Source organism: Microbacterium sp. (assembly GCF_048259935.1).
Taxonomy (GTDB): Bacteria; Actinomycetota; Actinomycetes; order Actinomycetales; family Microbacteriaceae; genus Microbacterium.
In genome coordinates this window covers 237,337-260,220 of record NZ_JBLXHF010000005.1, presented here as the reverse complement: position 1 = coordinate 260,220, position 22,884 = coordinate 237,337, and the positions used below count along the sequence as shown (strand labels likewise).

The 22,884-nt window shown below is 65.1% G+C and carries 21 protein-coding genes; 5 read left to right on the top strand and 16 right to left on the bottom strand.

From position 1 onward, the window contains the following. Positions 1–8 precede the first annotated feature (8 nt). A complete protein-coding gene (locus ACN0RC_RS10910) occupies positions 9–1,184 on the bottom strand; it encodes a cysteine desulfurase family protein (RefSeq protein WP_417511594.1) in 1,176 nt (391 codons plus the stop codon). A 64-nt stretch (positions 1,185–1,248) separates the two neighbouring features. Here ACN0RC_RS10910 and glgX point away from each other — a divergent pair, with 64 nt between their 5' ends. Genes glgX through glgB form a run of 3 tightly spaced genes read left to right on the top strand, consistent with a single transcriptional unit; the run spans position 1,249 to position 7,622 of the window. After that, positions 1,249–3,312, top strand: coding sequence for a glycogen debranching protein GlgX (glgX, locus tag ACN0RC_RS10905; RefSeq protein ID WP_417511592.1), 2,064 nt, complete (start codon positions 1,249–1,251; stop codon positions 3,310–3,312). Positions 3,313–3,372: 60 nt separating this feature from the next. Next, positions 3,373–5,442, top strand: a complete 2,070-nt coding sequence (locus tag ACN0RC_RS10900; RefSeq protein ID WP_417511590.1) for a maltotransferase domain-containing protein — start codon at positions 3,373–3,375, stop codon at positions 5,440–5,442. After that, complete coding sequence (glgB, locus tag ACN0RC_RS10895; RefSeq protein WP_417511588.1) at positions 5,439–7,622, top strand: 1,4-alpha-glucan branching protein GlgB; 2,184 nt, start codon at positions 5,439–5,441, stop codon at positions 7,620–7,622. The genes ACN0RC_RS10900 and glgB overlap by 4 nt, the downstream gene beginning before the upstream one ends. Positions 7,623–7,632: 10 nt before the next feature. On the opposite strand, the gene ACN0RC_RS10890 is transcribed toward glgB, so the two are convergent. Further along, a complete protein-coding gene (locus tag ACN0RC_RS10890) occupies positions 7,633–8,586 on the bottom strand; it encodes a tetratricopeptide repeat protein (protein ID WP_417511586.1) in 954 nt (317 codons plus the stop codon). Beyond that, positions 8,583–10,502, bottom strand: coding sequence for a glycosyl transferase (locus ACN0RC_RS10885; RefSeq protein ID WP_417511584.1), 1,920 nt, complete (start codon positions 10,500–10,502; stop codon positions 8,583–8,585). Before ACN0RC_RS10885 ends, ACN0RC_RS10890 begins: the two co-directional genes overlap by 4 nt. A gap of 170 nt (positions 10,503–10,672) precedes the next feature. On the opposite strand from ACN0RC_RS10885, the gene ACN0RC_RS10880 reads away from it, so the two are divergent. Beyond that, the gene (locus ACN0RC_RS10880; RefSeq protein WP_417511582.1) at positions 10,673–11,722 is read left to right on the top strand and encodes an AI-2E family transporter; all 1,050 of its coding nucleotides are present in this window, start codon (positions 10,673–10,675) and stop codon (positions 11,720–11,722) included. Here the strand turns inward: ACN0RC_RS10880 and ACN0RC_RS10875 are convergent, their stop codons facing one another. The 8 genes from ACN0RC_RS10875 to rpsB form a co-directional block, all read right to left on the bottom strand. Beyond that, positions 11,723–12,016, bottom strand: a complete 294-nt coding sequence (locus ACN0RC_RS10875; RefSeq protein WP_417511580.1) for a hypothetical protein — start codon at positions 12,014–12,016, stop codon at positions 11,723–11,725. A gap of 9 nt (positions 12,017–12,025) precedes the next feature. Next, a complete protein-coding gene (locus ACN0RC_RS10870) occupies positions 12,026–12,736 on the bottom strand; it encodes a transglycosylase SLT domain-containing protein (RefSeq protein WP_417511578.1) in 711 nt (236 codons plus the stop codon). 47 nt (positions 12,737–12,783) lie between these two features. Beyond that, complete coding sequence (locus ACN0RC_RS10865; protein ID WP_417511576.1) at positions 12,784–13,338, bottom strand: DivIVA domain-containing protein; 555 nt, start codon at positions 13,336–13,338, stop codon at positions 12,784–12,786. Between the two features lie 20 nt (positions 13,339–13,358). Beyond that, positions 13,359–14,381 carry a phosphatidate cytidylyltransferase gene (locus ACN0RC_RS10860; RefSeq protein WP_417511574.1) on the bottom strand — a complete coding sequence of 341 codons (1,023 nt, stop codon included), beginning with the start codon at positions 14,379–14,381 and terminating at the stop codon, positions 13,359–13,361. Positions 14,382–14,387: 6 nt separating this feature from the next. Continuing rightward, on the bottom strand, positions 14,388–14,942 hold the full coding sequence (gene frr / locus ACN0RC_RS10855; RefSeq protein WP_417511572.1) for a ribosome recycling factor: 555 nt from the start codon (positions 14,940–14,942) through the stop codon (positions 14,388–14,390). A gap of 80 nt (positions 14,943–15,022) precedes the next feature. Further along, positions 15,023–15,739, bottom strand: coding sequence for a UMP kinase (gene pyrH / locus ACN0RC_RS10850; protein ID WP_417511570.1), 717 nt, complete (start codon positions 15,737–15,739; stop codon positions 15,023–15,025). Between the two features lie 93 nt (positions 15,740–15,832). Continuing rightward, entirely contained in the window at positions 15,833–16,660 is an 828-nt protein-coding gene (tsf, locus tag ACN0RC_RS10845; RefSeq protein WP_417511568.1) for a translation elongation factor Ts, read from the bottom strand. Between the two features lie 41 nt (positions 16,661–16,701). Then, complete coding sequence (rpsB, locus tag ACN0RC_RS10840) at positions 16,702–17,610, bottom strand: 30S ribosomal protein S2 (RefSeq protein WP_417511566.1); 909 nt, start codon at positions 17,608–17,610, stop codon at positions 16,702–16,704. 311 nt (positions 17,611–17,921) lie between these two features. Here rpsB and ACN0RC_RS10835 point away from each other — a divergent pair, with 311 nt between their 5' ends. Continuing rightward, the gene (locus tag ACN0RC_RS10835) at positions 17,922–18,467 is read left to right on the top strand and encodes a murein hydrolase activator EnvC family protein (protein WP_417511564.1); all 546 of its coding nucleotides are present in this window, start codon (positions 17,922–17,924) and stop codon (positions 18,465–18,467) included. On the opposite strand, the gene ACN0RC_RS10830 is transcribed toward ACN0RC_RS10835, so the two are convergent. The 5 genes from ACN0RC_RS10830 to ACN0RC_RS10810 all read right to left on the bottom strand — a co-directional run bounded on the left by ACN0RC_RS10830 (position 18,430) and on the right by ACN0RC_RS10810 (position 22,870). Then, complete coding sequence (locus ACN0RC_RS10830) at positions 18,430–19,332, bottom strand: tyrosine-type recombinase/integrase (protein ID WP_417511562.1); 903 nt, start codon at positions 19,330–19,332, stop codon at positions 18,430–18,432. The genes ACN0RC_RS10835 and ACN0RC_RS10830 overlap by 38 nt on opposite strands. Before the next feature lie 73 nt (positions 19,333–19,405). Next, a complete protein-coding gene (gene dprA, locus ACN0RC_RS10825) occupies positions 19,406–20,566 on the bottom strand; it encodes a DNA-processing protein DprA (RefSeq protein ID WP_417511560.1) in 1,161 nt (386 codons plus the stop codon). After that, positions 20,563–22,092, bottom strand: a complete 1,530-nt coding sequence (locus ACN0RC_RS10820) for a YifB family Mg chelatase-like AAA ATPase (RefSeq protein ID WP_417511559.1) — start codon at positions 22,090–22,092, stop codon at positions 20,563–20,565. Before ACN0RC_RS10820 ends, dprA begins: the two co-directional genes overlap by 4 nt. Beyond that, positions 22,089–22,451, bottom strand: coding sequence for a YraN family protein (locus ACN0RC_RS10815; protein WP_417511557.1), 363 nt, complete (start codon positions 22,449–22,451; stop codon positions 22,089–22,091). The genes ACN0RC_RS10820 and ACN0RC_RS10815 overlap by 4 nt, the downstream gene beginning before the upstream one ends. Positions 22,452–22,543: 92 nt before the next feature. Next, on the bottom strand, positions 22,544–22,870 hold the full coding sequence (locus ACN0RC_RS10810) for a DUF2469 family protein (protein ID WP_417511555.1): 327 nt from the start codon (positions 22,868–22,870) through the stop codon (positions 22,544–22,546). Positions 22,871–22,884: the final 14 nt, after the last annotated feature.

Here is a 22,884-nt window from a genome sequence, read left to right as displayed (position 1 = left end):
ACTCCAGTTTACGAGCCGCCGGCTGTACGGGCCCCGGATGCTCGTGAATACGCATCCCCGATCACCGCGAGGACCGCATCGACATCGGCATCCGTCGAGGTGCGCCCGAGGGTGAAGCGCAGCACGCTTCGCGCGTCGCGATCGCTGCCGCCCATGGCGATCACGACGTGCGATGGCTCGGCGACGCCGGCCTGGCACGCAGAGCCGGTGGATGCCGCGACTCCCGCCACATCGAGCAGGAAGAGCAGGCTCTCTCCCACAGCCCCGGGGAAGAGGAAGTGCGCGTTGCCCGGCAAGCGGTCGCGCGGATCGCCGAGCAGCCGAGCTGCCGGAACCGCCGAGCGGATACCGTCGACCAATCGTCGTTGCAGCACGCTGAGCCTGCTGTGCTCCGACTCGCGCTCTGCCTCTGCCGCAGCCAGCGCCGCGGCGAACGCCGCCGTCCCCGCAACATCCTGGGTGCCTGCACGCAGACCACGTTGCTGCGCCCCGCCGTGCAGCAGCGCAGAGATCTTCGCTGTGCGGGCGACGACGAGTGCTCCGATACCGACCGGGGCTCCGATCTTGTGCCCGGCGACGCTCATCGCCACCAGCCCCACCCCGGGCGCAGCATCCGCCCTCAATTCGCGGAACGAAAGCGGAACGTGGCCGAGGGCTGCGACCGCATCCAGGTGCAGTGGAACCAGTGCCGCTGCAGCCTCGCGCGCGAGCGCCGCGGCATCGTTGATCGTTCCGACCTCGTTGTTCGCGACCAGCGCGGTCGCGAGGGCCGCACCGGGAAGGCTCTCGCGGAAAGCATCCGGATCAATTCGTCCGGTGTCCGTGAGCGAAACCGCGCGCACGTGCGCGTCTTCTGCTGCGAGGGCTGCGACGGTGTCCATCGTGGCGTGGTGCTCGCCGTCCGGCAGCACGATGGCATCCGCGGTTGCCGATCGTGACGCCCACATCCCGTGCAGCGCGGTGTTGATCGATTCTGTTCCGCCAGAGGTCAGTACGATTTCGATCGGATCGCAGCCCAGGATTGCGGCGATGCGCTCTCGTGACTCTTCGAGCAGTCGCCTGGCGTCTTGACCTGCCCCGTGCGTCGAGGAGGCGTTGCCGACGATTTCCGACGCGGCAAGCCACGCATCGCGCGCCTGCGGGCGCAGCGGAGTGGTCGCCGCGTGGTCGAGATAGAACCGCATCCCTTAACTCTCCCGCATTTTCGCCTGGTCGGCGCACGACCTTCTGCCGCATACGCTGTAAGGCATGTCCGACTTCACCCTGCCAGGCGGTACGGCCTTCGATAACCTCGGCGTGCAGCTGCACGACGGCGTCGCGACTCTGCGCGTCTGGTCACAGAACGCCTCCTCCATCGAACTCGTCGTGTTCGATGAGGTCGACCTCGACTGGGTCACTGACACGGTGCCGTTGAAACAGCGCTCAGGCGGCGTGTGGGAAGCGACGACTGACCTCCTCTCGCCCGGCACGCGCTACGCGCTGAGAGTCGACGGCCCGCACGGTCCTGGCAATACGTTCAATCCTGCAACGCTCCTCCTCGATCCGTACGCGCGCGGACTCGCCCAGGGCGACGGGTACGGAGACTGGCGCTCCGTCGTCATCGCTGACGGTTTCGATTGGGGCGGCGTGGGAAAACCGCGCACTCCCCTGGATGCCACCGTCATCTACGAAGCGCACCTGAAGGGCACGACCAAGCGCCACCCCGAGATCCCACCGGCCCTGCACGGCACCTACGCGGGGCTCGCTCATCCGGCGATGATCGATCACCTCCACTCTCTCGGGGTCACCGCCGTCGAGCTGCTGCCCGTGCACAGCTTCGCTTCAGAGCCTCGACTTCTCGATCGCGGACTATCGAACTATTGGGGCTACAACACCCTGAACTTCTTCACCCCGCACGCCGCCTACGCGACCGAAGAGGCACGCAAGCAGGGCCCGGATGCCATCATCACCGAGTTCAAGGGCATGGTGCGGCTTCTGCATGAAGCGGGCCTGGAGGTCATCCTCGACGTGGTCTACAACCACACCGCGGAGGAAGGGATCGGAGGCCCGCGCACGAGCCTGCGCGGCCTCGACAATGCCGTGTACTACCGTCAGCAGCCCGATGGTGTCTATATCGACACCACGGGGTGTGGAAACACCCTGAACACCGCGACGGATGCCGGGGCCAGGCTGGTCCTGGACTCACTGCGCTACTGGGCGGAGGAGATGCAGGTCGATGGTTTCCGCTTCGACCTCGCCACAGCGCTCGGTCGGGATGCTGCGCATGAGTACTCGCGAGAGCATCCGCTGCTGAAAGCGATCAGCGCGGACCCAGTGCTCGCGGACGTCAAGATGATCGCGGAGCCATGGGATGTCGGTCTCGGAGGGTGGCAGACCGGGAATTTCCCCGACGGCTGGCACGAATGGAACGACCGCTACCGCGACCGCGTGCGCAACTTCTGGCTCAGCGACATCGACTACGCCCGGCGTGCTTCTGCGCCCGTCGGCATCGGCGGATTCGCCACGCGTCTGGCCGGCTCATCGAACACCTTCGGCAAGGAGCGCGGTCCGCTCGCCGGAATCAACTTCGTCACCGCGCATGATGGATTCACCCTCAACGATCTGGTGACCTACGCCGTCAAGCACAACGAGGCCAATGGCGAGCACAACCGCGACGGTGCGGACATGAACCGTGGGTTCAACCACGGTGTCGAGGGCCCTACCGATGACCCGACGATTCTCAGCGCTCGCCGCAAGGCGATGCGCAACCTGTTGGGAACGCTGCTGCTCTCGGCGGGCATCCCGATGCTCACCGCCGGAGATGAGACGGGGCGCACGCAGAACGGCAACAACAACGCGTACGCACATGATTCAGACCTCACCTGGCTCAGCTGGGATTTCGAACCATGGCAAGAGGATCTGCGGGCCCACGTCGCAACCCTCACCCGGCTTCGCAGGGAGAACGCAGCGCTTCGTCCCAGCCGCTACGCGCGGCGGGATGTCCATACGCCGAACGCCTCGAACATGGACTGGTTCAACCAGCATGGCGAGAGCATGGAAGAAGCCGAGTGGACGGATCCGGGTAGCCGTACACTGCAATACGTCGCCGAATCAACGCCCGTGCACGAGAAGACCAATCGCACTCTTCTGATCGTGCACGGCACCGAGCAGCCGATCGATGTGGTCCTGCCGACCGTGCTGTCCGGTGCGACGAAGTTCATCTCTCTGTGGTCGAGCGCAGACGAGCGGCCGACATCCGCAGCGGAAGAATTCGCTCCAGGACAGGTCGTGCCGACGCCTGGCACCTCGATGCGCCTCTTCCGCGTCGAGTAGAGCTGATTCTTCGCGGCCAGCCGGGTTCTCCAAGGGTGCGCGGCGCGGTACATTCAGGGTGTGGTCACACGTTCAGCAGATCGTTCGGCGGAGCTTCGAAGCCCCGCACAGATTCCACTGCGGCCGCGGGTCGCGCACTCGTCTGCTGTCACGCGGACCGGGCGCATCCCGATTTCCGACCCGACACCTGCTGTCCCCGGCGGATTCGCTGCCAAAGCGTTCGCCGGCGAGGTCGTGCCGTTCCGCGTCGTGGCTTTCCGCGAAGGCCATGACCGCATCGGCGTGCACGTGCGACTCACAAGTCCGATGGGGGTCGAGTCTCTGCACCGGATGACCGCACTCGCCGACGGCACTGATCGGTGGCAGGCCGATATCGCCCTCGATGCTCAAGGCACATGGCAGTACTGCTTCGAAGCGTTCGCCGACGATTTCGCTACCTGGGCGCATGCCGCCTCCGTGAAAATCGCAGCCGGTGTCGATGTCGAGGTGATGAGCGCCATCGGCGGCGAGCTCCTGACCAGAGCGGCAGCCGAGACCTCACGGCCCGCAAGGGAGCGCGCGCAGCTGAAGAAGCTGGCCGCCGTCCTCACTGGCGGCGATGCGGGTGCCGCCCTGGCCGTAGCCGGCGATCCTGTCCTTGCGTCCGTCTTCGCCGAGCAGCCGTTGTTCTCGCTCTCCTCGGTGAGCGCTGAGCAGTCGCTCACGGTCGAGCGCACCCGGGCAGGCGTGGGTGCATGGTACGAGTTCTTCCCTCGCTCCGAGGGCGCCAAGAAGCTCAGAGATGGCACCGTCAAGAGCGGAACCTTCCGCTCCGCGGTGAAGAGCCTCGCGAGGGTCGCAGAGCTCGGTTTCGATGTGCTGTATCTGCCGCCGATCCATCCGATCGGTCACGCGCACCGCAAGGGGCCCAACAACACCCTGGATACTGCTCCGACGGATCCCGGATCGCCCTGGGCGATCGGCGCGGCCTCTGGCGGGCACGATGCCGTTCACCCCGACCTCGGGACTCTGGCCGACTTCCGCTTCTTCGTGCGCGAAGCGCGCAAGGCGGGAATCGAAGTGGCGCTCGACCTCGCGTTGCAGGCCTCCCCTGACCATCCGTGGGTGACATCGCACCCGGAATGGTTCACCACGCTCCCCGATGGCACGATCGCCTACGCCGAGAACCCGCCGAAGAAGTACCAGGACATCTACCCGCTGAACTTCGATGATGATCCGACAGGCCTCGGCGCCGAGGTGCTGCGCATCGTCAGGCATTGGATCGCGCAGGGCGTGAAAATTTTCCGCGTGGACAACCCGCACACCAAGCCGCTGCAGTTCTGGGAGTGGCTGATCGCCGAAGTCACAGCCGGCGAACCCGACGCGGTGTTCCTCGCCGAAGCCTTCACCCGTCCCGCTCCGCTGCGCGCTCTCGCAGCGGCCGGCTTCCAGCAGAGCTACACCTACTTCACCTGGCGCAATACGAAGCCTGAGCTCGAAGAGTTCCTCACGGGGCTCGCCACGGAGACTGCCGACTATCTGCGACCGAACCTCTTCGTGAACACCCCCGACATCCTCACCGAGTATCTGCAGTACGGTGGTCGCGGCGCGTACCGGATTCGGGCAGCGATCGCTGCCACTGCCGCTCCGCTGTACGGGGTGTACGCCGGATATGAGCTGTTCGAGAACGTCGCTCGTCCCGGTTCTGAAGAGAACATCGATAACGAGAAGTACGAGTACAAGTTCAGGGACTTCGCTGCGGCCGAGATCGCGGGAGACTCGCTCGCGCCGTATCTGCGCAGGCTGAACGACATTCGCGCGAGTCACCCCGCGCTGCGCCAGCTGCGCAACCTCTCGGTGCACTGGAGCGACGATGACAGCGTCCTGGTGTATTCGAAGCATCTCGACGGCGCGTTCACCGCAGACGGTACCTCCGACACGATCATCGTCGTCGCCAACGTCGATCCGCACTCTGTGCGCGAGACGACCGTGCACCTCGACACGACGATCTGGGGCATCGCTCCCGGCGATCCGTACGAAGTGGAAGACCTCATCACCGGCGCGGTCTGGACCTGGTCTGATCACAACTACGTGCGTCTAGATGCGTTCAGCGAACCTGTGCACGTCCTCCACGTGACGAGCCGCGCATGAGCGGCTCTGTGCACGCACCGGGATCGGCAGGGTGGCAGGCCATCGCTGCAGGCGCCCACCACGCGCCGCACGACGTGCTCGGCCCTCATGCCATTGGTGGCGACGATGGTGTCGACCGCACCGTCATCCGCGCGCGGCGCCCGCTCGCGGACTCCGTTGTCGCAGTGCTCGACGATGGCACTCGCGTACCCCTTGCCCACATCTCTGACGGTATCTGGGAAGGCAACCACTCGGGTTCACCCGCGCCGTACCGTCTTGCGACGGCATACGACGGCGGGTCCGAAAGGCTCGCCGGCGACCCGTATCGTCACGCGCCGACGGTAGGCGAGCTCGACCTCCACCTGATCGCTGAGGGTCGCCATGAGCGGCTCTGGGAGGTGCTGGGGGCCAATGCGCACCTCATCGATGGCGAGATCGGCATCTCGTTCGCGGTCTGGGCGCCCCACGCACAGGCGGTCCGCGTTGTCGGGGAGTTCAACGATTGGAACGGTGAGGCCCACGCGCTGCGCTCGATGGGATCCAGCGGAGTCTGGGAGCTATTCATCCCCGGCATCTCGCCCGGGGCCGTGTACAAATACCAGATCCTCACTCCGGATGGAGCGTGGATCCTCAAGGCCGATCCCATGGCGCAGCGTTCGCAGGTGCCACCCGAGACAGCATCCGTCGTTCCCTTCTCTGCGTACAACTGGAAGGACGGCGCATGGATGACGCGGCGCGCAGCCACCCACGCGGTCGCGCAGCCGATGAGCATCTATGAGGTGCACCTCGGATCATGGCGCGGCGGACTCGGCTATCGCGAAGTCGCCGAGCCGCTGATCGCACACGTCACCGAGACGGGCTTCACGCACGTCGAGTTCATGCCGCTTGCGGAGCATCCTTTCGGTGGTTCGTGGGGTTACCAGGTCAGCGGCTACTACGCACCCACCGCGCGGTTCGGATCCCCCGATGATCTGCGGTATCTGATCGATCAGCTGCACCAGGCCGGCATCGGGGTGATCCTGGACTGGGTGCCGGGTCACTTCCCGAAGGACGAGTTCGCGCTCGCCCGCTTCGACGGACGTCCGGTCTACGAGCATCCCGACCCCCGTCGCGGCGAGCACCAGGACTGGGGCACGCTCATCTTCGACTACGGCCGCAACGAAGTGCGCGGCTTTTTGGTGGCCAATGCACTGTACTGGTTCGAGGAGTTCCACATCGACGGTCTGCGTGTGGACGCGGTCGCATCGATGCTCTATCTCGATTATTCGCGCCGGGATGGCGAGTGGGAACCCAACGTCCATGGCGGACGCGAGAACCTCGAAGCGATCCGCTTCCTGCAGGAAGTCAATGCGGCCGCGTACCGCACCCACCCCGGCATCGTCATGATCGCCGAAGAGTCCACCAGCTTCCCCGGCGTCACCGCCCGCACCGACCACGCAGGGCTCGGATTCGGTTTCAAATGGAACATGGGCTGGATGAACGACTCTCTGCAGTACATCTCCCGTGACCCCCTCCACCGTGCGCACCACGAGGGAGAGATGACCTTCTCCTTCGTCTACGCCTTCGGAGAGAACTATCTGCTTCCGATCAGCCACGACGAAGTCGTGCACGGCAAGGGCTCGCTGGTTTCGAAGATGCCGGGCGACCACGCGCACAAGCTCGCGAATGTTCGTGCCTATCTTGCCTATATGTGGGGCCACCCGGGCAAGAACCTGTTGTTCATGGGACAGGAGTTCGGCCAGATCGCCGAATGGTCAGAAAGCAGAACGCTCGACTGGTGGCTGCTGGATCAGCCGGCCCACGCCCAGCTGCAGGACTTCGTCGGAGCGATGAACCGCGCGTACCGGGCTACAGCACCGCTGTGGGAACGTGATGGTGACAGCACGCGCTTCCGACGACTCGGCGCGCCGCGCTGGGACCCGAATGTGATCGCATTCGAGCGCCGTGATGTGCACGGCGGACGGGTGATCGTCATCAGCAACTTCGCCGGCGTCGAGAAAGCCAATCACGAGTTGGACGTGCCCGTCGTCGGAGTGTGGGAGGAGATCCTCAACACCGACGCGCTCGAGTACGGCGGATCGGGAATTGGCAACTTGGGACGTGTCGCCGCACATGCCTCAGATGCACCCGCGACGCCGACGACGAAGATCACGCTGCCACCGCTCGCAACGCTCTGGCTGCGATACCGGCCGACGCTTTAACCCCGGCGCCTCAGAACAGCAGCGAGGAAAGCCTGTTGCGTGCCGCGGCCACCCGAGGGTCATCAGGTCCGATCAGGCCGAACAGCTCGACAAGGCGCTCACGAACGGGTGCGCGCTCGTCCGAGGGAAGAACGGCGAACAGGTCCAGAAGGCGAGCGAACGCATCGTCGACGTGGCCGCCGGAGATGTCGAGGTCGGCAACGGCGAACTGGGCCTGTACGTCATGGGGCGCCGCCGCAGCCGCCGCGCGTGCTTCTTGCAGGTCGAGCCCTTGGACGCGGTCGAGCAGCCGCACCTGGCCGAGGCCTGAACGCGCATCCTCATCGCGAGGGTTCTCTGCCAGAGCCTTCTCGTACGCGGTGATCGCTGCGCGGAAGTCACCGTTCTCAATTGCTGCGAATGCCTCAGCGTGCAGCGGCGGAAGCGGAGCAGCCTGCGGCTCTGCTTCTTCGTCCACAGCATCCTCAGACTGCGGTTCGTTGCCGACGCTGCCGGTCACTCCGTTCTGCGCAGCCACCTGCAGCAGCTGGTCGAACACCTGACGCACCTGCTCCTCCGGCACAGCGCCGGTGAACATCGGCACCGGCTGTCCGCCGATGAGGGCGACGACCATCGGGATCGACTGCGCGCGGAAGCTCTGGGCGAGCTGCGGATTGGCATCCACATCGACCTTTGCGAGCACAACCCGCCCTGCGAGCTCCGTGACGACCTTCTCGAGAATCGGGCTCAGCTGCTTGCACGGGCCGCACCACTCAGCCCAGAGGTCGACGACCACGGGCACAGTGCGCGACAGTTCAAGGATCTGCGCGAAAGTCGCGTCCGTGACATCGACGACGAACCCGGTATGCGCAGCAGCCGCACCGTCAGCCGATGCCGGTGCCGCTCCCGCAGATTCGGCCGGGCGGTTACGCAGGGACGAGAGGTCGACAGCGCCGCGAAGGGCTGCAGCAGAGATATCGCTCACTTGATCACTTCCACATTGAGAATGTCCTGGTGCACGGCGAGCAGTCGGATCTGCTGCGTCGAGCCCTGGCTGGGTACGGAGAAGAAGAGTTGCAGACCGTACGTCGTGACAACGCCCTTTGCGGACTCCTCGGCCCCGGTGAGAGTCTTCGCTTCGGCGTTCTCTCCGAACCTGATGACGGCGTCGGCAGAAGTCGGCGTGATGGTCTCGCTGTCCACAAGGGAGACGGCAACGATTGCGCCGCTGTCGAGCGTTGCGAGTGCGACCGGCGGCTCGGCGCTCGGCGCGATGTCGAATGCCGCAGAAGAGGTCTCGGCCGCGCCGTTGTCGATGAGGGCCTGTGTCACGGCACCACGGCTGGCTGCGATCGACTCAGCCAACTCGATGGTGGCCGGATCGAAGTCCGCACGATACTCGCTGGCGTCTCCGGCGTCGACGAGGTCGGCGAACGCACCGGCGAGCTCATCCGGCGACAGGGTGAGGAACGCCTCAGCGCTCTCTGTGATCAGGCTGGTGCCCAACCACGCGGGTGCAAGCTGCGGCACCTCAGTGGAAGCCTGCATCTCAGCGATGTTCGACACCTTGTACGTCGCCCACGGATCGGCTTGTGTCATCGTGAGAATAACCGGCGGGACGGTGTCGTCGCTCTTGTCCTTGCTCAGCGCGAGGACAGTGCGCGGCCACGAATCGGTGGCCTGCGGCAGCAGCACTTCGATCGTCTCGGTAGGGATCTTCGCGGGGAGTGCGCGATCCGGAAGTGCGGCGCGGAGCGTGTACTCGGTCTCGCGCGCGGCGAGAGCGGGGCCCTCGAGCCGGGTGCCGGCCAGTTCGATGTCACCGGCGGCGTCGGCTTCTTCCAGCGTCGTGGAGATCTCCTGAAGAATGCGGGATGCCTGTGACTCGGTGACCGCCGGCGGCTTCTGGTTTTCGGGCGTGATGACCGTCTCGGTCGGTGAGGGGCTGGGCGTGGCCTCACTGATCTGCGGCCACGAGTCGCTCGAGCATCCGGCGAGCATCAGTGCCGTGACGCCGAGCGCAGGAAGGACGAGACGGGTTCGCCGCCGCGTGAGCACGCGACGTTCGTTCTTCTGCGGCGCCGAGTCTTTTTCGACCGGCGGCTCTGATGGTTCGGACGGTTCTGGCGCAGCATCCGTCTGGACCGCTTCGATCTGCTCTCGTTCAGCTGCGGGCATAACGCTGATCGGCTCCGTGGCAGGAAGGGGACCCGGACCTTTGCGCCGAGGACCGCGTCCGCGACGCTGATGGCGAATCGCCAATACGTACATGACGAGCCCGAACAGCAAGACCGCGCCGCCGGCAGCGATGAGCGGCCCCACCCACGGCGTGGATGCGTCGAGCGGCCAGGATACGACGATGTCGGTGGGAGCATCCTCGTTGCCGTCCTTGGCGATGAGCACGCTCATCCCCTCTGGAAGCTGCATGTCCGTGATCAGCTGATCCTGCTCGCTGAATGAGTCGAGCCAGAGATCGGAACCGACGGGGCTGCGGCCGGGCTCCGCAGCAGCGGGCTCCTCGGTGCTGGCATCGCCGGTCGGTGCCGGAGTCGGCGTCGCGTCCGATTCGCTCGGCGCATCCGGCTCGACGAGAGCGCTCTTGGCTGCGCCCTTCTTGTCGAGAGTGATCGAAGTGTACGTGGCGTCAGCGAGCCACGCCTCGAGGTCAGCCGTCCGACCGTAGGCGGCGAACAGATCGCCGTCACCGCGGATCAGCAGCGTCTGCTGTCCGGGGTTCTCACGCAGCACTGCCCCATCGACCAGCACGAACGGGGACGGCTGTTCGACGTTCAGCTCCGTCTGCTGCGCTGTGGGACCCATGAACACGGTTCGCTGAGCGATGCCCGCTCCGATGAGAAGCGTGGCCAAGACGAAGGCCACGACGGCCCATACGAAACGCACGAAAAGACTCCTTACGTAACCCGAACGCCGCGTTCGGGTTCCCGCTCGACATTTCAGACTAGCGAAACAGGCTGTGTGTTCACCACGAGGAGCACCCCTGACGCGGCACGTCGCCGAAACCCACAGTCTCTCGACGAGTAACCTGAGAGCAGTCTTCTGGAGGAGAGCAGATGAAACTCCACAACCCGTTCCGCACCGCGCTCGTAGCCACCCTCGGCGTGGGCTTGGGCATCCTGCTGATCGGCAGCATCGAGTCGCTGTCGACGGTCCTGCTGTACGTCGGCACCGCGCTCTTCCTCAGCCTCGGCCTCGAGCCGGTGATCGCCTTCCTCGAGCGTCGCAGACTCCCCCGCTGGCTCGCCGTTGTCATCACCCTGGTCTTGGTTCTCGGCATTTTCGCCGGAATCGTGCTGATCGTGCTCCCCGTGATCATCGCCCAGGTCAGCCAGCTCATCGAGCAGATCCTTCAGCTGGTGACCAGACCGACCTTCGCCTCCGACGTCGAAGCATGGATCACGGGCATCTTCCCCAATCTCGACGTCGAGCGCGTGCTCACAGAGTCGCAGGACTGGCTGATCAACAACCTCGGAGACATCACCGGTGGCGTGATCAACGCGAGCGTCTCGATCGTGACCGGACTCTTCGGCGCCTTCATCGTGCTGATCCTCACCATCTATCTCACCGCTTCGACACCGTCGCTCAAGCGTGCGGTGTACCAGCTGGTGCCTGCGTCCAAGCGACCGAGGTTCATCGACCTCGCCGAGCAGATCACAGACTCCGTCGGGTATTACGTCATGGGACAGGTGAGCATGGGCGTGATCAACGGCGTTCTGAGTGCCATCTACCTGAACATCATCGATGCCCCGTTCGCCGCCGTGCTTGCGGTGATCGCGTTCTTCTTCTCGTTGATTCCGCTCGTGGGTACGCTGACCGGCTCGACCATCATCGTGCTCGCCTGCCTCATCCCCGGCCTCGGCTCGCCCGGCACTGCCCTGGCAGCGGCGATCTACTACCTGATCTACATGCAGATCGAGGCATATGTGATCTCACCGCGCATCATGAGTCGCGCGGTGTCGGTGCCAGGTGCTGTTGTCGTTGTCGCAGCGCTCGCTGGTGGCTCGCTTCTCGGGCTGCTCGGGGCACTGATCGCGATCCCGGTCGCTGCCAGCATCCTGATCATCTATCGGCAGGTACTCATCCCCCGTATGAACGAGCGATGACTACATGCGGGCGACGCGCCAGCAGTGCGTGTGCCAGTGCCGTCTCGCTGCGAGGTCTGCAGCATCCCCGAGTACTCCGTCGGCCCGCCAGACCACCTGGTGGGCGGTGCCAGGGGTGATCACTCCGCGGCAACCAGGACAGGTATATTCCTTGGTCGACTGCTGCGCCGAGATCGGCTGCACTGTCCACTCACGTCCGTGACGTACTTCACTGCGTTTCCAGCCCGCTACGAGGCGCTGGAATGAATCATCAGCGTCCGGGTTCTCGCGGCGCCTGCGGTTCGAGCGTGGCATAGCGCAGCATTACCACCAGTTGTTGCTGATCCAGAAGTCGTAGGCGCCGGCCCAGCTGCCATAGCGGCCCGTGGCGTAGCCGTTGGCCCAACGAAGGTTGTCGACGGGGTCGTACCCGTTGCCGGGGACCTTGCTGCAGGGCAGTGCCTGTACGAGGCCGCACGCCCCGGAGGAGCTGTTGGTGGCGTTCGGGTTCCAGCCGCTCTCCTTGGAGACGATGTAGTCGACGTAGCCCCAGTCGCCCGCGGCGATTCCGGCTGCCGCCATCCACTCGGCCGGAGCGCCACCACCTGTGTAGTACACCGGTCCTCCACCGCCGCCTGAGGAACCACGATCGCGTTCCTCGGTCGATGCGACCTCGGGCTCTGGGGTCGGTGTGGGCGTAGGTGTGACGTACACCTCGAAGACGCCGCGCGTCACGGGTGCGATGGCGGCACCCTCGACAGTCACAGTCAGATCCTGTGTGTCCTGCATGGCGAGCGAGAACGGCGTCTCAACGTCGACATCGGGCTGTTCGGCCAATGCCATGCCGGTCGGTGCGACGACGGCCGCGGCAAGGGCGACGACGCCGAATGCCGCCAGAGCCCCGAGGATTCCGCGCCGGTGCGTCCGCTGCCGCGGAGCAGGGACCCGCTTCGATGAACCCGACGCAATCGGGTCAGCGGAAGCGACCTGCGCGACATCTGCGCTACGGGGGTCGATCTCGGTACCGGAAGTCACAATAGGCCCCATTCTAACCAGCAGGACCTGAGTTCACCATGAGAGCCTCAGCGAACGGCGAGTATGACGTCGATCGTGGCGTCCAGAAGCGCATCGACCTGTTCTTCGCGGTAGCCGTGGCGCTGCATCCGAAATGCAGCCGAACGCAGTTGCTCCACGCTCAGCTCGTCACCGTCGCGCAGAAAGCGAACGATTCGCGCTGCGACGTGGTCCACTTCGTCAACTCGATAGCCGAATGAGAGAACCCCCGTGCGTGCGAACTTCTTGCGACGACCTCGTGCGAGGTGGTCGAGGATGACCTGCGCCTCTTCGCGGGCTTGAACGACCCACTCCTCGGCACCGCCTTCGCGGACGACCCGTTCGCGTTGCCGGGCTGCGAACGCGTCTTCGATGCGTCCGAGCGCCGCATCCACGTCGGCGATCACGTAACCGCCCTTGACGAGAGGGAACGACGCCACGCGGATATCGGACGCGGTGAGCTCGCCCCCGCCCATCTCGAAGCTCTCGCGTGCGGCGCTCAGGAACTGGTCGACAGCTGCCGGGTGGTAGCCGCGACCGCGGCCCACGGTCCGGAACGATCCGGACTGCTCATTCTGCGTCACGTTCTCGATCGTATCCGAAGTCAAATGAGCACCGCCCAGGGAGAGAAGAGGAAGTAGAGGATCAGCGCCGGCACCGTCGAGGGCAGGATGCTGTCGACACGATCGAGCAGTCCGCCGTGGCCGGGAAGCCAGGAGCTCATGTCTTTGATGCCGATATCGCGCTTGATCATCGACTCACCGAGATCTCCCAGCGTTGCCGACAGCAGGATCGCGCCGCCGAAGATCGCACCGGCCCACCACGGGATATCGAGCAAGTACAGCGCCAGCAGCACACCCGCAGCGATCGCGGCGATCACCGCACCGCCGAAGCCCTCCCAGGTCTTCTTCGGGCTGATGCGCGGCGCCATGGGATGTTTACCGATCGCGACGCCCGCCGCGTACGCACCGGTGTCAGATGCAACCGCGATGGCGATGAACGCCAGCACCCACCACTGGCCGCCTTCCTGGCGCAGCAGCATGAGGGCCAGAGCCGCGAGGAAGGGAACATAGATCTGCACGAAACTGCCGACCACGGCATCCGTGAGGACATCCCCGTAGGTGCGACCGTCCTTGACCATCATCTGGGTGAACAGGCGCCACACGATCACCAGCACCACCGCAAAAAGCAGCGTGACCCAGGTGAGCCACACCGGGGCGAAGTAGCCGGCCAGCACGACCAAGACGCCCGCGGCAACCTGAGGGATGATATCGATCCGACGTCCGGCACCGCGCAGCGCACGAGTGATCTCGAAGATTCCGAGCACCGCGATCGCAAGAGCGATCGGGATGAAGAGCTCCTTGATGAACAGCAACGACGCGAGAAGAACGGCGCCGAATGCCAAGCCGACGAGAGTCGCGAGGATCAGATCACGGCCAGTGCGTGCCTTGATGCGTTCGTTGGCCTGGTCGAGGTGCTCACGTGCCTGGTTGACATGCGCTCCGAAGTCACCGCGGGCGTGGCGCAATTGCTCACGCATCGCCGCGGCGGGGTCGATGGCGCGCTCTGCTGCCTCCCGCCGCGTCAGCGGCTGGCCCTCGTCAGCGTCTCCGATCGACTCCTTCATGCCTGATCAGACCTCGAGCAGCTCGGTCTCTTTGCGCTTGAGCGCATCGTCGATGAGGTCGACGTGCTGGCGGGTCAGGGCGTCAAGCTCCTTCTCCCCGCGAGCGACCTCGTCTTCGCCGACCTCGTCCTTGAGCGCGTCGAGCTCGTCCTTCGCCTTGCGACGGACGCCGCGGACACGCACCTTCGCGTCTTCACCCTTGGAACGGACGAGCTTGACGTACTCCTTGCGACGTTCCTCGGTGAGCTCAGGCATGGTGACGCGCACGATGTTGCCGTCGTTGGTGGGGTTCGCGCCGAGGTTCGGCATGTCACGGATCGCCTGCTCGATCGCCTTGAGCGCCGACTTGTCGTACGGGGTGACGATCAGCGATCGTGCCTCTGGGTTGGCCAGCGATGCGAGCTGCGCGAGAGGCGTGGGCGAACCGTAGTAGTCGACCATCAGCTTCTGGAAGAGCTGCGGGTTCGCGCGCCCCGTGCGCACGGTGGCGAAGTCGTCCTTCGCGGCCTCGACGGCACGCGTCATACGAGAGGTGGTTTCAGCGAGGACATCCGCGATCACGGTGACTCCTAATCATCAGGGTTCTTGCAATTCTATCCGGGTGCACGCTCGTGTCCCGGTAACAGCGGTGCGGACGATACCTATGCGGTGACCAGCGTGCCGATCGGATCTCCGAGGAGTGCGCGGGTGACATTGCCTGCCGGCTCCATGCCGAACACGCGCATGTCCATCTTGTTGTCCATGCAGAGGCTGAAGGCAGTCGAATCGACGACCTTCAATCCACGCTGAAGAGCATCGAGATACGTCACCTGCTCGATGCGCGTCGCGGTGGCGTCCTTGTTCGGGTCGGCGGTGTAGATCCCATCGACGCCGTTCTTCGCCACGAGCACCTCCTCGGCCCCGATCTCGAGAGCACGCTGTGCGGCCACCGTGTCGGTGGAGAAGTAGGGCAGGCCTGCACCGGCACCGAAGATGACGACGCGGCCCTTCTCCATGTGGCGCTCGGCACGCAACGGGATGTACGGCTCTGCCACCTGGGTCATCGAGATCGCAGACTGCACGCGGGTCGGCGCTCCGGCCTGCTCGAGGAAGTCCTGCAGCGCGAGAGCGTTCATCACAGTGCCGAGCATTCCCATGTAGTCAGCACGACCGCGGTCCATGCCGCGCTGGCTGAGTTCTGCACCGCGGAAGAAGTTGCCTCCACCGACGACGATCGCGATCTCGACTTCGGAGACCGCCGCGGCGATCTCCCGTGCGATCTGACCGACCACGTCAGGGTTGACCCCGAGCTGCCCTCCGCCGAAGGCTTCCCCGGAGAGCTTGAGAAGGACGCGACGGCGTCCGGTGCGTTCAGTCATGGGTGGGTGATCCTCTCGTCCCGATTCAAGATAGTGCCTTTTGGGCATGAAGAAGGGGTTCGGATCTTGATGATCCGAACCCCTTCGACAATGCTACGCGCCGACCTTGAAGCGCGCGAAGTCCGTCACGGTGATACCGGCGTCCTTCGCCACCTGGGCGACAGAGAGCTTGTTGTCCTTGGCGTAGTCCTGCTCGAGCAGTGCGACCTGCTTGATGAATGCAGAGACGCGGCCCTCAACGATCTTCGGCAGAGCAGCCTCGGGCTTGCCCTCGTTGCGGGAGATCTCGGTAACGATCTCGCGCTCCTTCTCGACTGCGTCGGACGGGACGTCTTCACGGCTGAGATAGGACGGGTTAGCGAACGAGATGTGCTGAGCGATGCTGCGAGCGGTCTCGGCGTCGTCACCCGTGTAGGCGACGACGACACCGATCTGCGGTGGCAGATCCTTGCTCGTACGGTGCATGTAGACCTCGACCGAGTCGCCGGTGATGGTGCGAACCTGACGCAGTTCGACCTTCTCACCGATGATCGCGGCCTCGTCGGAGACGAGGTCAGCGACGGTCTGGCTGCCAGCGCTTGCCGCGAGGGCTGCCTCGACAGTGTCTGCCTTGGCAGCAGCCGCGGCATCCACGATCTTGTCGGCCAGCGCAATGAAACGCTCGTTCTTCGCGACGAAGTCGGTCTCGCAGGCGAGCTCGACGAGCGTCACAGCGCCGTCCAGCTCACGCGAGACGACAAGACCCTCGCTCGTGGAGCGGTCCGCACGCTTAGCGTTACCCTTGGCGCCCTTCAGACGAAGGATCTCAACCGCCTTCTCGCGGTCTCCCTCAGCCTCTTCGAGTGCCTTTTTGGTGTCGACCATTCCGGTGCCGAGCTGCTCACGCAGAGCCTTGATGTCAGCGATGGTGAAGTTGGCCATGTGTGGTGGCTCCTTGCTTCGTTAGGTGTGTGTACGCGAAATTACTTGGCGTCTGCCGCGGCTGCGCCAGCTGCATCAGCAGCGGACTCGTCGACGACGAGCTCCTGCTCAGCGGCCTGCTCTGCAGCTTCAGCCTTGTCAGCTGCTGCATCCGAGGGTGCCTCAGCGGACTCTTCCACGTTGGTGGATTCCTCAGCGGGCGCCTGAAGGAGCTCAGCTTCCCACTCGGCCAGCGGCTCAGCGTCGCCGGACTCAGGGTTGTGCTTCTGCTGCAGGCCCTCGGCCGCAGCGTCAGCAATGATGCGGGTCAGCAGCGAGACGGAGCGGATCGCGTCGTCGTTGCCGGGGATCGGGTACTGGAAGTCGTCCGGGTCAGCGTTCGTGTCGAGGATGCCGATCACGGGGATGCCGAGCTTCTTGGCCTCATCGATCGCGAGGTGCTCGCGCTTGGCGTCGACGACCCAGAGAGCCGAAGGCGTCTTGGTGAGGTTTCGGATGCCGCCGAGCGACTTGTGCAGCTTGTCGAGCTCGCGCTTCTTGAGCAGCAGTTCCTTCTTGGTGAAGCCGGAAGCAGCCGGGTTCTCGTAGTCGAGCTCCTCGAGCTCCTTCATACGGGACAGACGCTTTGCGATCGTCTGGAAGTTGGTGAGGAGGCCACCGAGCCAGCGCTGGTTCACGAAGGGCTGGCCGACGCGGGTCGCCTGCTCTGCGAGGATCTCCTGCGCCTGCTTCTTGGTGCCGACGAAGAGGATGGTGCCGCCGCGGGCGACGGTCTCCTTGACGAAGTCGTAAGCAGAGTCGATGTAACCGAGCGACTGCTGAAGGTCGATGATGTGGATGCCGCTGCGCTCGGTGAGGATGAAGCGCTTGACCTTCGGGTTCCACCGACGGGTCTGGTGTCCGAAGTGAACGCCGCTGTCGAGCAACTGGCGAATGGTGACCACAGCCATGGTCGTCTCCTGTTTCTGGCGCCTTGCGCCGTTGAGGTTCTTCGCCGATCGGGTGATCGGCAGTCCTGGTGCCCGGCACATTCCCACCCGCTCGCGAGAGCAGGACCTGAGGGAATGGATGCCACGATCTGTGTCGTTGCAGACGTCGATCGCTCTGGGCACGCGTAGTCACCCCGAATTCGAGGTGCGACCTCAAGTGTACAGGATGCTGACGTATTCACTGCGTCTGCACGAGCAGCGCTGTTCTCGGATTTTCCACCGTTCGCGGGTACGGGAAGACGTGTGGTCAGGCGGAGGACGAACATGGTGGGATGCCCCGTATCCACCCGTCTCGTCTCGCGCCGCACATTGCGGTGATGATGGTCCTGCTCTTGGTGCTCACTGGCGCCGCTCTTCCCGATCAAGGCGGGGATTGGAGCTGGCCGGTCGAAGGTCCGCGCGATGTCATCTCGCCTTTTCGCGCGCCAGCACACGACTACGGACCAGGTCACCGCGGAATCGATCTATCGGCCGCGACGGGTGATGCCGTGCGCGCCCCCGCCGACGGCGTCGTGGCGTTCCGCGGCGTCGTGGTGGACCGTCCGCTGCTGACGATCGATCATGGCGATGGCCTCGTCTCGACGTTCGAGCCTCTGGAGTCCGCTCTCACCCCTGGCACGGTGGTCCGCGCGGGCGACGAGATAGGCGCAGTGGCAGCGGGCGGTCACGCGACAGCGGGCAGCATGCATCTCGGCGTTCGCCTGAACGGCGTCTACATCAATCCGATGCTCTTGTTCGATGCAGTGCCGCGCGCCGTTCTGCTGCCCTGCTGCGATGCGGTCATGCGCGGGGGTGCGCGAGCCGGTACGTCGCGGTGAGTCGCTCCGAGGAGACATGCGTGTAGATCTGCGTGGTGCCGAGGCTGGCGTGCCCGAGGATCTCCTGCACCGCGCGCAGGTCTGCTCCCCCGTCGAGGAGATGCGTGGCGGCTGAGTGACGCAGGGCGTGCGGACCTACGGCATCCGCGCCGATGATCGGTCCGAGCGCATCGGCGACCAGGGTATAGACAGCACGTGGCCCGATCCGCGCACCGCGAACGCCGAGGAACACTGCCGGGCTCGGCTTTGCCGCACGGGCGAGCAGCACCGGGCGTCCGCGGATGAGATATGCAGCGATCGCGTCTCGGGCTGGACGCCCGAACGGCACGACGCGCTCCTTGGAGCCCTTGCCCAGCACTCTGGCGGTCGAACGGTCTTGATCGATGTCATCGATATCGAGACCGCACAGTTCTGAGACACGCATCGCCGACCCGTAGAGCAGCTCGAGAAGCGCATGGTCGCGCAATGCCACCGGATCGCCCTCGCTCGCCGCGGCAGCACGGGCATCGAGCAGCTCGCGCATTCCTTCCTGCGATGCGACGGCGGGAAGTGTGCGGCCCCGCTTTGGGGCGATCAGCCGCAGGCTGGGATCGACGCCGATGAATTCCTCTTCTTTCGCCCAGGCGAAGAACGATCGCGCAGCGGCTGCCCGGCGGGCGAGCGTCGACCGCGCATCTCCGCGCTGCGTGGCACGCCACAGCCAGTCCCGCAGCATTTCGAGGTCCACGTCACGCAATGCCGATTCGCCGATCGATTCGGAAAGATCCCGCAGGTCCGAGCGATAGGCGCGCACCGTTGCAGAAGACAGCCGCCGCACCTGTTCGAGGTGCACGACGAATCTCTCCGCTGCGGCCATGAGTTCCATACTGCTCAGCTTGCCGCCCACGCATCCCCGCGAACGCATGCCTCGCCGGACTCGGGGCCCATCGCAATGCGGATCACCCCGAGGCCCGGAGCCAGCCGCCCTCGCGTTGGGTCACAGCCCCCTCCAGCGCCAGCAGACCGAGGAGCGATCTGGTGCGATCGTCCGGCAGGCCTGCACTGCGCGCGATCTCGACTGACGTATGAGAGGTCCGCGTGCTCAGCGCATCAAGCAGGCGGGTTCGGTCTGGGTCGCGCGTGGCGCCCTCCGTCTGCCCAGCTGCGGAGGCGACCCCGATCAGTTCGCGCACCTCTTCTGCGTTCGTGACGCACTGGGCGTCGTACTCGCGCAGCAGCCGATGACACCCAGCGGATGCCGCGCTGGTGACAGGCCCCGGGACCGCACCAAGAGGTCGTCCCAGCGCAGAAGCATGCCCAGCAGTATTCAGGGATCCGCTTCGCCAGCCGGCTTCGACGACGACCGTAGCGTGTCCGAGTGCGGCAATGAGCCGATTCCGCGCCAGGAACCTCCATTTGGTCGGCGCGGCCCCGCACGGCAGCTCGCTCGCGACAGCACCAGAGGCGCGGATGTGGTCGAAAAGCTGCTGATGCCCCACCGGATACGCCCGGTCCACTCCGCCAGCAAGAAACGCCACGGTGCCGCCTCCGGCCCCCAGAGCAGCGCGATGTGCGGCACCGTCGATTCCGTACGCTCCCCCTGAGACGATCACCGTTCCGGTCGCTGCCAGATCGCCCGCCAGCTCCCTGGCGACGGAATCTCCATATGCGGTGGCCGCTCGCGCACCGACAATCGATGCCCGGCTGGGTGACGCCAATCGTGCTGCGTCTCCCCTGACCCACAGCAGGATCGGCGCGTGATCTTCGAGATCGTCGAGTTCGTCCGGCCACGCGGCGTCCCCCGGCAGGAGCAGACGGGCTCCCACCTCTGCCGCGCTCGTGAACGCATCGAGGATCGTACGAGGATTCGCACGCGGCATCCATCTCTTCCGCCCCTCCGCGATCGCCTTCTCCGACAGGTCGAATCCGTTCTCTCCCAGGCCGATCCTCATCGCCTCACTCGCGCCGAGCTGCGCGATCAGCGCACCGGCGACACCGTCGCCGGGTTCTGCCACCACACCCCAGCCCACGCGAGCAAGGGTGGTTTCTGGATCATCGTCCGGTCGTGCGGCCACCGCCGCGTTTCGGAGATTTGCATCGGCGAGCAGTGCGTCGATCATGCGATCAGTCCTCTCTTCAGGAAAAGCGCGCGACCGAGCTCATCACTGCCGGGAGCACCTACACCGGCGAGATCGGCCATGGTCCAGGCGAGCCGCAGAACCCTGTCGTATCCACGCAAGGTCAGCTGCCCGCGCTCGAGAGCCCGATCGAGCGGAGCCCTCACCTCAGAGGGCAGCCTTCTTTCACCGCCGCGCAACCAGGAACCAGCGACCTCTGCGTTCAGCGACCAGGGCGTGTCGGCGAGTCGCTGTGCCGCATGCGCCCGCGCAGCGCGCACCCGTGCTGCCGCTTCCGCTGTCGTGAGCCCCGTCCGTTCGGGCGAAGTCGCCCGTGAGGCGGCTACTCGCGCGACCTGCAGATCGATGTCGATCCGATCCCGCAACGGGCCGGACAGGCGTGCCGAGTATCGGCGAATCGCCACCGGTGGGCAGATGCACTCCGCGCCGCGCACACCATAGTTTCCGCAGGGGCAGGGATTCATCGCCAGGAGGAGCTGGAAGCGCGCCGGAAAGCGCGCCCGGAAACCAGCGCGATCGATCTCGATGATCCCCGACTCCAACGGCTGTCGCAGCGCATCCAGCGCCACTCGCGAGAACTCTGCTGCCTCGTCCAGAAAAAGTACTCCGCGATGTGCACGAACGATTGCTCCGGGCCGAGCACTGCGCGATCCACCGCCGACCAGAGCAGCCACAGAGGCGCTGTGGTGGGGTGCTTCAAGCGGCGCAACATCATCGAGCGCATCGACTGCTGCACCGGAGAGCGACTTGACTGCCGCGACTTCGAGCGCCTCGGCGTCGGTCAACGGCGGGAGAATACCCGGCAACCTGCGGGCGAGCATCGTCTTGCCCGCACCCGGCGGTCCGCTCATGAGCATGTGATGCCCACCGGCAGCCGCCACCAGCAGCGCCTCGACAGCTTCTTCCTGACCGACCACATCCGAGAGATCCAGCGGTGTGGGCGGTTCCACTGCGCGTGATGCCGTGGCAACCGGCGCGACGTCAGGGACGGCAATATCAGCACCGTGCCACAAAGCGACCTCGGCGAGGGTGGTCGCGCCGCGCACCTGCATCCCCGGCACCAGACGTGCTTCGGCTTCATTCGCGTGCGGCACGATCACCCGATCGAAACCGGCCCGCGACGCGGCGAAGACGGCAGGGAGGACTCCTGGAACCGGACGCACCCGGCCGTCGAGACCGAGTTCTCCGATGTGCACCGTGCGAGCGATCGAGTCGGCGTCGAGCACTCCCCCTGTCGCGACAGCGGAGATCGCGATGCCGAGGTCGAACCCGCTGCCATGCTTGGGAAGACTTGCCGGCGACAGATTGACGGTCAGCCGGCGTCTGGTGAGTTCGAGCTCTGCATTCGTGACGGCGTTGTGCACCCGCTGAGCGGCCTCGCCCAGAGCTTTGTCCGGCAGCCCTACGATCTTGAACCCGGGTGTCTGGTTCGATACATCGGCCTCGATCTCCACGAGGTGCCCATCAACGCCGCTCAGAGCGACCGCCCACGTGCGTGCGGTCCTCATCGCAGGTCCACCAGGTGCTCCAGCGCACCCGCTCGCGGGTCCGCACCGACGATGCCGATCACATCAACGCGCAGCACCCGGTTCTTCGCCAGTTCGGCGTGGTCTCGGCACCAGGCGTAGCCGAGCCGCCAGAGCCGCTCGCGTTTGCGATCGTCGACGGCGTCGAACGGATGCCCGAAATTCAGGCTCGTGCGCGTCTTCACCTCGACGACGCAGATCACGCCCGCACGCTCGGCGATGATGTCGATCTCGCCCTGGGAACAACGCCAATTGCGCGCGAGTATCTGGTAATCGTGCTCGTTCAGGTGCTCGGCGGCGCGGTCCTCGCCTGCGCGTCCGAAGATGTCTTTCGCTGCCATGCAGACAGCTTGGACTTCCCGCCACGGCTGTGATCACCGTGAACCCACGAACCGTGGATACGAGCGCTAAAGCTCGATCCGTGCAGAAGAAGTCACTTGCCGTCGAGCGACAGGTCTTCAGGGATCTCGAACTCTCGACGCTGCAGTTCTTCGACGTTGACATCCTTGAAGGTGAGCACGCGCACCGCCTTCACAAAACGATCAGCACGGTAGATGTCCCAGACCCACACATCGACCATCGAGATCTCGAAGTAGAAATCGTGCTCGGTGTCGCGACGGACGACGTTCACCTCGTTAGCGAGATAGAACCGACGCTCGGTTTCGACAACGTACTGGAACTGACCCACCACGTCGCGATACTCGCGGAACAGCGCGAGCTCGAGTTCGCGGTCGTAGTCGTCGAATGCCTCTTCATCCATGATGAGTCCATCCT

Excerpts from the sequence above, each read along its gene's own strand:
- ACN0RC_RS10910 (WP_417511594.1), bottom strand. The coding sequence starts at position 1,184 with ATGCGGTTCTATCTCGACCACGCGGCGACCACTCCGCTGCGCCCGCAG.
- glgX (WP_417511592.1), top strand. The coding sequence starts at position 1,249 with ATGTCCGACTTCACCCTGCCAGGCGGTACGGCCTTCGATAACCTCGGC.
- glgB (WP_417511588.1), top strand. The coding sequence starts at position 5,439 with ATGAGCGGCTCTGTGCACGCACCGGGATCGGCAGGGTGGCAGGCCATC.
- ACN0RC_RS10880 (WP_417511582.1), top strand. The coding sequence starts at position 10,673 with ATGAAACTCCACAACCCGTTCCGCACCGCGCTCGTAGCCACCCTCGGC.
- ACN0RC_RS10875 (WP_417511580.1), bottom strand. The coding sequence starts at position 12,016 with ATGCCACGCTCGAACCGCAGGCGCCGCGAGAACCCGGACGCTGATGAT.
- ACN0RC_RS10860 (WP_417511574.1), bottom strand. The coding sequence starts at position 14,381 with ATGAAGGAGTCGATCGGAGACGCTGACGAGGGCCAGCCGCTGACGCGG.
- pyrH (WP_417511570.1), bottom strand. The coding sequence starts at position 15,739 with ATGACTGAACGCACCGGACGCCGTCGCGTCCTTCTCAAGCTCTCCGGG.
- tsf (WP_417511568.1), bottom strand. The coding sequence starts at position 16,660 with ATGGCCAACTTCACCATCGCTGACATCAAGGCTCTGCGTGAGCAGCTC.
- rpsB (WP_417511566.1), bottom strand. The coding sequence starts at position 17,610 with ATGGCTGTGGTCACCATTCGCCAGTTGCTCGACAGCGGCGTTCACTTC.
- ACN0RC_RS10835 (WP_417511564.1), top strand. The coding sequence starts at position 17,922 with ATGCCCCGTATCCACCCGTCTCGTCTCGCGCCGCACATTGCGGTGATG.
- ACN0RC_RS10830 (WP_417511562.1), bottom strand. The coding sequence starts at position 19,332 with ATGGAACTCATGGCCGCAGCGGAGAGATTCGTCGTGCACCTCGAACAG.
- dprA (WP_417511560.1), bottom strand. The coding sequence starts at position 20,566 with ATGATCGACGCACTGCTCGCCGATGCAAATCTCCGAAACGCGGCGGTG.
- ACN0RC_RS10820 (WP_417511559.1), bottom strand. The coding sequence starts at position 22,092 with ATGAGGACCGCACGCACGTGGGCGGTCGCTCTGAGCGGCGTTGATGGG.
- ACN0RC_RS10815 (WP_417511557.1), bottom strand. The coding sequence starts at position 22,451 with ATGGCAGCGAAAGACATCTTCGGACGCGCAGGCGAGGACCGCGCCGCC.
- ACN0RC_RS10810 (WP_417511555.1), bottom strand. The coding sequence starts at position 22,870 with ATGGATGAAGAGGCATTCGACGACTACGACCGCGAACTCGAGCTCGCG.